The sequence below is a fragment of the Streptomyces sp. AC555_RSS877 genome (assembly GCF_019049245.1).
In the GTDB taxonomy this organism is placed as follows: domain Bacteria; phylum Actinomycetota; class Actinomycetes; order Streptomycetales; family Streptomycetaceae; genus Streptomyces.
This window is the reverse complement of the sequence record NZ_JAGMUK010000014.1, coordinates 26,020-32,859: the sequence shown is the minus strand read 5'-3', so window position 1 is coordinate 32,859 and position 6,840 is coordinate 26,020. Positions and strand designations below refer to the sequence as shown.

At 70.0% G+C, this 6,840-nt stretch carries 9 protein-coding genes; 5 read left to right on the top strand and 4 right to left on the bottom strand.

Annotation, left to right across the window (positions count from 1 at the left end; all coding sequences use genetic code 11):
* The first annotated feature begins 52 nt into the window (after positions 1-52).
* The 3 genes from KUM49_RS05770 (at position 53) to KUM49_RS05760 (ending at position 2,953) form a co-directional block, all read left to right on the top strand.
* Positions 53-961, top strand: a complete 909-nt coding sequence (locus tag KUM49_RS05770) for an MEDS domain-containing protein (RefSeq protein ID WP_308406554.1) — start codon at positions 53-55, stop codon at positions 959-961.
* Between the two features lie 83 nt (positions 962-1,044).
* Positions 1,045-1,527, top strand: a complete 483-nt coding sequence (locus KUM49_RS05765) for an ATP-binding protein (protein WP_217235596.1) — start codon at positions 1,045-1,047, stop codon at positions 1,525-1,527.
* Between the two features lie 112 nt (positions 1,528-1,639).
* Positions 1,640-2,953, top strand: coding sequence for an Nramp family divalent metal transporter (locus KUM49_RS05760; protein WP_217235595.1), 1,314 nt, complete (start codon positions 1,640-1,642; stop codon positions 2,951-2,953).
* Between the two features lie 13 nt (positions 2,954-2,966).
* On the opposite strand, the gene KUM49_RS05755 is transcribed toward KUM49_RS05760, so the two are convergent.
* Together KUM49_RS05755 and KUM49_RS05750 are read right to left on the bottom strand one after the other, a co-directional pair.
* Positions 2,967-4,232 (bottom strand): hypothetical protein, encoded by a 1,266-nt coding sequence (locus KUM49_RS05755; protein WP_217235594.1) that lies wholly within the window; start codon positions 4,230-4,232, stop codon positions 2,967-2,969.
* Positions 4,233-4,292: 60 nt separating this feature from the next.
* Entirely contained in the window at positions 4,293-4,802 is a 510-nt protein-coding gene (locus tag KUM49_RS05750; RefSeq protein ID WP_217235593.1) for a SigE family RNA polymerase sigma factor, read from the bottom strand.
* 151 nt (positions 4,803-4,953) lie between these two features.
* Between KUM49_RS05750 and KUM49_RS05745 the strand changes: the two genes are divergently transcribed.
* Both KUM49_RS05745 and KUM49_RS05740 read left to right on the top strand, forming a co-directional pair.
* A complete protein-coding gene (locus KUM49_RS05745) occupies positions 4,954-5,418 on the top strand; it encodes a hypothetical protein (protein ID WP_217235592.1) in 465 nt (154 codons plus the stop codon).
* Positions 5,419-5,487: 69 nt separating this feature from the next.
* Positions 5,488-5,874, top strand: a complete 387-nt coding sequence (locus KUM49_RS05740) for a hypothetical protein (RefSeq protein WP_217235591.1) — start codon at positions 5,488-5,490, stop codon at positions 5,872-5,874.
* Between the two features lie 123 nt (positions 5,875-5,997).
* On the opposite strand, the gene KUM49_RS05735 is transcribed toward KUM49_RS05740, so the two are convergent.
* Entirely contained in the window at positions 5,998-6,519 is a 522-nt protein-coding gene (locus KUM49_RS05735) for a hypothetical protein (RefSeq protein ID WP_217235590.1), read from the bottom strand.
* 1 nt (position 6,520) lies between these two features.
* Positions 6,521-6,826, bottom strand: coding sequence for a hypothetical protein (locus KUM49_RS05730; RefSeq protein ID WP_254400790.1), 306 nt, complete (start codon positions 6,824-6,826; stop codon positions 6,521-6,523).
* Positions 6,827-6,840 lie beyond the last annotated feature (14 nt).

The following is a 6,840-nucleotide window of genomic DNA, read 5'->3' as shown; positions in this document are numbered from 1 at the left end:
GCCCCCACCCAGCGCACCGTCCCCACCAACCGCACGAAAGGAATGACCCCCGGTGACCCACCAATCCGCCCCCACCCCGAGCCACTTCGACCACCGCATGACAGCCTTCGGTGCCGACGACGAATTCCTCGCCACTGCCCTCCCCTTCCTGGCAGAAGGCCTCGCCGCGACCGGCGAACCCCCGCCCGTCGCCATCGTCGCCCCCGACAAGCTGACCCTCCTGCACGACGCCCTCGGCAGTGACGCCGAGAACGTCGGCCTCATCCCGCACACCGACTGGTACACGGGATCGGCCGCCAACGCCGTCGCGCAGGGCGCCGGTTACCTCGCCGCACACGCCGGCCCCGGCGGCCGCCTCCACCTCCTCATGGAACCCGTGTGGAACGGCCGCGCCGGCCGCTCCCCGCGCGAGACCGCCGAGTGGATCCGGTACGAGGCCCTCGCCAACCTCCTCTTCGCCCCGTACGCGACCACCGCCCTGTGCGCCTACGACACCCGCACCGCCGGCCGCGCCGTCGTCGACGCGGCCCGCCGCACCCACCCCGGCACCGGCGCCTACGAGGACCCGGAACGCATCGCCGCCGAGCTGGACGCCGTACCCCTGCCACCGCCCCCGGCCGACGCGGAACCGCTCGCGTGGCCGGGCGCCGAAACCGTACGGCAGCGGGCGAGGGCACGTGGACTGGCCGTCGCGGACGCGGAGCTGTTCGCCGAGTCGGTCACCGCGGCGGCGGACACCGTCGGCCCGGTCACCGCCACCCTCCTGTGGGGCGAGGCCCCGTCCTGCGTCTGCGAACTGCGCACCGCGCGCCGCGTCGACGACCCCCTCGTCGGCTTCGTCCCGCCGCCCACCGGAGACCTGGAACCCGCACAGGGACTGTGGTTCGCCCGCCAGGTGTGCGCGTACGTCGACGTCCGCGACGAGGGCGCCGGGGCGACGGTCCGCCTCCAGTACGCCTAGCCGCCGGCCGCAGCAGCCGTACAGGTACGGAATCGGGTAGTCCTCCCCGTGTCCCGGCCGGCCCGGGAGGACACCCTGAAAGCATGCTGCAACTCTCCGGGGGAGCCCTCCCGGACCCCGACCCCAGATACGGCGCCTACCCCCAACCACCCCTGGGAGCAGGTCATCTGAGCGTCGAGTACGACCCCCGCCCCACCGCCGTCCGCGAGGCCCGCGCCGAGGTCCGCAGGCAGCTGGAGGGATGGGGCCTGGCGGACCGGGAGGAGGTGCTGGACGCGGCGGAGCTCCTGGTCAGCGAACTGGCCACCAACGCCCTGCTGCACTCCGCGAGCCGCTTCCGGCTCACCCTGACCGCCGCGCACGGCGTCCTGCGCTGCGAGGTCGCGGACTTCGGCCGCCGTACTCCGCAGGTGCTCGCCGCGGGCGCCTCGGAGAGCGGCCGGGGGATGTTCCTGGTGAACGCTCTCGCCCTGCGCTGGGGCTGCCACCAGGACGGGCCGGGCAAGACCGTCTGGTTCGAGCTCGGCACGTGCGGGTCCGACGGCTGCGGTCGGCGACAGCCGTAGGGCTCCGGGCCCCGGCGGCCCGCCCAGCCCCCGGGGCCTCCCCCCCGACCGTCGTCTTCCTTCACCGCACGCCCTCTTGTGCCCTCGCCCGCTTTGCGCTTTCTTGATCGGCATGGCGGACACCACGGACAACACAGCGACAGGGACGGCAGCCACCCCAGCACCCAGAAAGTCCAGTTGGAAGTACATCGGTCCCGGCATCGTCGTCGCCGCGACCGGCGTCGGCGCCGGCGACCTCGTCGCCACACTCATCGCGGGCAGCAACTTCGGCTACACCCTCCTGTGGGCCGCCGTCATCGGCTGCCTGGTCAAGATCTCCCTCGCCGAGGCGGCGGGCCGCTGGCACCTGTCCACCGGCCGTACCCTCTTCGACGGCTGGGCGAGTCTGGGCCGCTGGACCACCTGGTTCTTCGTCGTCTACGTCGTGATCTGGGGCTTCGTCTACGGCGCGGCGGCGATGTCGTCCAGCGCGCTTCCGCTGCAGGCGCTGTTCCCCGACGTGATGGACCTCGAGTGGTGGGGCATCGCGTGCGGCCTGGTCGGCCTGGTCTTCGTCTGGTTCAACAAGTATTCGGTCTTCGAGAAGGTCATGACGGTCCTGGTGGGCGTCATGTTCGTGGTGACGGTCTACCTGGCGATCCGCGTCACCCCGAACCTCGGCCACGCCTTCGCCGGCCTCCTGCCCGTCCTCCCCGACGAGAAGGACTCCGTCCTCAACACCCTCGGCCTGATCGGCGGCGTCGGCGGCACCATCACGCTGGCCGCGTACGGCTACTGGGTCAACGCGAAGGGCTGGACCAACACGGGCTGGATGAAGGTGATGCGCCTGGACAACCGCGTCGCCTACGCCACCACCGGCATCTTCGTCGTCTCGATGCTCTTCGTGGGAGCGGAGCTCCTGCACTCGGCCAACGTCGCCATCGCGAGCGGCGACAAGGGCCTGATCCAGCTCAGCGACATCCTGGAGGACAAGTACGGCACGGCGACCGCCAAGTTCTTCCTGATCGGCTTCTTCGCCACCTCCTTCACCTCCCTGATCGGCGTCTGGCACGGCGTGAGCCTGATGTTCGCGGACTTCGTGGCCCGCTATCAGAAGCGCGGTGAGGTCAAGGGCGAGGAGGTCGCGTCCGGGGCCCGCGAGAAGTCGTGGCCCTTCCGCGCGTACCTGCTCTGGCTGACGTTCCCGCCGATCGTGCTGCTCTTCCAGGGCCAGCCGTTCCGCCTGATCGTCCTCTACGGCGTGCTCGGCGCCGCCTTCCTCCCCTTCCTGGCCGGCACGCTGATCTGGCTGCTGAACTCGGCCCGCACCCCGAGGGAGTGGCGCAACGGCCCCCTGAGCAACGGCATGCTGGCGATCGCCGGCCTGCTGTTCCTGGTCCTGTGCGTGAAGCAGGTCTGGGACCAGCCGTGGTCGGAGTTCTTCTAGGTGCTTCCCGCCACTAGCGCAGCGCGTCCCACTTCGGACTGAGGGCGATGGACCTCAGCTGCTCGATCGTGAGGGCGGGCGTCGCGCGGGTCGCGTCGCTGTTCTGGTCGGCGGCGTTGAAGGCGCTGATCACGACCCGCATCCCGTCCGCCCTCATGGTGTCGGCGGTCCACATGACGACCCCCGACCCCGGCTTCTCGCCGGGCCCCTGCCGGATGGTCACGCGGGTGCCGTTCGGCAGCGTCTCGGATCCGGAGCCGTAGAGCTCGCCGGCGACGTCCAGCATGTCGGGCTGGACGTTGACCTGGACGAAGGTCCTGCCCTTGCCGTCGTCGACGACGAGGTAGGCGTACTCGGTGTCCTGACCGCCCTTGGCGACCACCTCGACGCCCTCGGGAAGCAGACCGGCGAGGGTCTGCCCGATGCTGCCGCCTTCGACTCCGGGCAGGGCGGTGTCCGACACCGAGGGGTCGGGCTTCCCGGCCTCGCCCGCGGGCATGGCGTCGACGGCCTGCCGCCAGACCCCGGCCGACACCAGCTCCTTCAACTGCTCCTTGGACAGCGGCGGGTCCGGCCTGCTGACCGGCGCGTCCTTCTCGGCCGCGGCGTTCCACTCGCTCACCGTGACGTACTGCCCGTCAGGCGTGACCAGGTCGGCGGTCCACATCTTGGTGTCGACACGCCGGTCGGGATACTCGTATCCCTGGAAGATCTTGAGCAGCGACCCGTCCGCCAGTCTGCTGGAACTGCAACTGTCGTACGGGGTCAGCACCTTGTCCGGGCACTCGGCGATCTGGCGGGCCTGATCGCTCCCCGGCTCGATCCGGTCGAGACCGAGGGACACGCTCGCCGGGCCCTTGCCGTCGTCGAACACGACACGGGCGTACGGCGGCGACTCCTCGTTCGTGCCGCGCGCGTCCGACTCGCCGAACTCACCCTTGGGAAGCAGCTCCTGGAGCGTACGGATCATGTCGGCCCGGGACATGGACAGGGGCGTGGCGGTCGCACCGGAGGTCGCGCTCGGCCCGGTGGCGACGGTGCGCTGTTCCCGGTCCGCCGAACCCTCACCGGGCAGGACCAGCATCCCGCCCACGCCGACGAGCGTCAGACTCGCCGCCCCGCCCACGACCGCGGCCCGGCGGCGCAGCCGCAGCCGCCGGCCGCGCGCATGCCCGGCGGCGGCGAGTGCGGCACCGTCGGAGGGAAAGGTGTGTCCGACCTGACGCAGCGCGGCGCCGAGCCGGTCCTCGAAGGGGTCGCTGTGCTGTTCGACGGGCATGACAAACCACCGTTTCGGCATGGTCGGAAGTATCGGACGAGTCTGAGGGTGGGCTGGGTGTCAGGGTCTGGCGTACTCGGAGAGGTCCTCGCCAAGGAGCTCGCGCAGTCTCCCCAGAGCCCGGGTGCACCGGGTCCGGACGGCCGCCGAGCTGGCGTTCATCACGTCGGCGGTCTCCTCTATCGACCGGTCCTCCCAGTACCGCAGGACGACCACCGCCCGGTCCTTGGCGGGCAGCCGCGCCAGCGCCTCCAGCAGCGTCAGCCGCAGCGAGACGTCCTCGGGGGTGCCGTCGGGCCGGTCGGGCAGCACGTCGGTGGCCCGCTCGCTACTGCTGCGGCGCCGCTGGTGGGTGAGGAAGGCCCGGGTGAGGACGGTCTGCGCGTACCCGGCGGGGTTGCCGACGCGGGTCACCCGGTGCCAGCTGATGTAGAGCCGGCCCAGCGTCTCCTGCACCAGGTCCTCGGCGAGATACGTGTCCCCCGCGGTGAGCAGACACGCGGACCGGTACAGATGCGCCGCGCGCGCCGCGGCGAACTCCGCGTACTGATCCGCCAGGACCTTCCTCATGTGCTCCCCCTGCTCGGTGCCCCGCCCCTGCCCTCACCACATTGACGCGGTGGACCCCGGGAAATGTTTCACGCGACTTCGCGCGGAGGGTCCGTGGGTGGGCGGGTAGGTTGCGTTCGACCCACCGATGAGGCGCGAGGAGCAGACGGACATGAACCACGCGGCGTACGGCCCACAGCCGCCCGACGGCACCCGGCCGCCGCCCCCACCCATTCCACCGGGCTTCGGCCCGCCGCCCCCACCCATTCCACCGGGCTTCGGCCCGCCGCCCCCACCCATTCCACCGGGCTTCGGCCCGCCGCCCCCGCAGTACGCGCCGTCCCAGCCTTCCGCTGTCGGACCGGAGTTCTTCGCGGTCCACCGCGACAGCTCGATCGTGGTCGACGCATCGGGCGTCGCCCTCGAGATCAACGGCCACGAGGCCGAGTTCCCCTGGCCCGAGATCCGCAGCGTCCACTACAAGGCGAGCCCTTCGGGCAAGGCCCTCATGATGGCCGTCGTCCACGTCGACGGCACGGTGTACGAGTGCGTCGTGGACGCGAAGCCGAGGGAGCTGCTGAGGGAGTGGTTCGGGCAACTGGCGGCCGTGCTGGGCCATTACCGGCCGCTGGGGTAGGCCGGGGCACCCACAGTGGCGCAGACACCGGATCAGGAACCGAACCCCTCACCAAGCCAGACTGACCGGATGCCGAAGATGCGATTGCCCAAGACGGGTAAGGCGGGCTTTGCCGAGCTGGTTGCCTCCTTGCGGCACGCCGAGACCGGTGAGGGCAGCCTCGTGCCCTCACCGGCGACCGCGGGGGAGTTTGTCGACGAGCTGGGATGCCGCTGGGCGAAGAGCCGTGGACCTCTCGATCCCCGGTTGGCGAAACGACTCGTACGAGCGGCGGACGACATGATCGTAGGTGAGGGCGCGGGGGCCGTACTGCGCTCAGTGCCTCACCACGACCGTGAGGCGGCTTGGGCGGATATCGAGGACCGGCTCGACTCTTCAGGGCTGCGCACCTATCAGGCGCACGAGTTCGCTTCGGCGGACGGCCGTACGCTGGTGTATTTCGAGGAGTTCTGCTGAGCCCTGTGGGAAAGACCCGACGGCGAAGCCCGGCCGAGCAACTCGGCCGGGCTTTGGGCAGCATTCCTTGCTGACGAGAGATCGGGTCGGTTGGAGGCAGACCGACCCGACTACACCTGCCGGTCAAGGCCTCTGATCATCCTGCTCTTCGCCCAACGGGTCCAGGCTGTCTCCCACCGACCATTCGCTTCCCGCACTCTCCAGCCCATGCTCGCGGAGGCAGGCCCATGGCTCTCCGAACTCCAGCAGTGCGGCGGCGGCCTCCGCTGGATCCCCGGACAGTCCCGACGCGGTTTGCGACCCGACATCGCCGAGCCGCTGGGACACATACCGGGTCCAGGAATCTCCGTCGACCACCCGGAAGTCCCACGTACCAGAAATCCTGAGGACGTCTTCAGGGCCGGCACCGTCGAGTTCGTCGGCTTCGCGATCCCCCTCGGAATCCGCAGACGCGAGCTCAAGGTCATAGAACGGGCCTTCGTGACCCGACACGTCATATACCGTCTCGGAGTATTTACGGGCCGCCGAGCGGACAGCTTCGAATTTCTCTTCCAGTGCCTCTTCCGTAACACCGGACGTCGATACTGTTTCGGCATGCCTGCGCAGGGCAGAAAGCAAATCCTGCAGCGCTGCGTCAAGTTTCACATTACTCACCCTCTCTTTCTGCCGTGTCCATCGCTTGCCATTCTTCTCCGGCTGCCCACTTCCGCCGGTACACGACTCCGGGTGTCTTCAGGGCGAGAGCGACGGAGTCCTGGTCCGGTTTCATCCTCGCGGGCTGCTTCGGCACGTGCCGGTATCCCTGTTCGCGCATCAACCGCGCGGCGCCTGCCCAGTTCGGGGCGGCGACGAGTACCTCGTCGTTCGGGTCACAGGCCCCACTGCGGTCGTCGAGGACCGCGAAGGCGACGACAAAGGATCCCGAGCGGACGAATCCTGTCATATCACTCATGGCTGTGTCCTGGT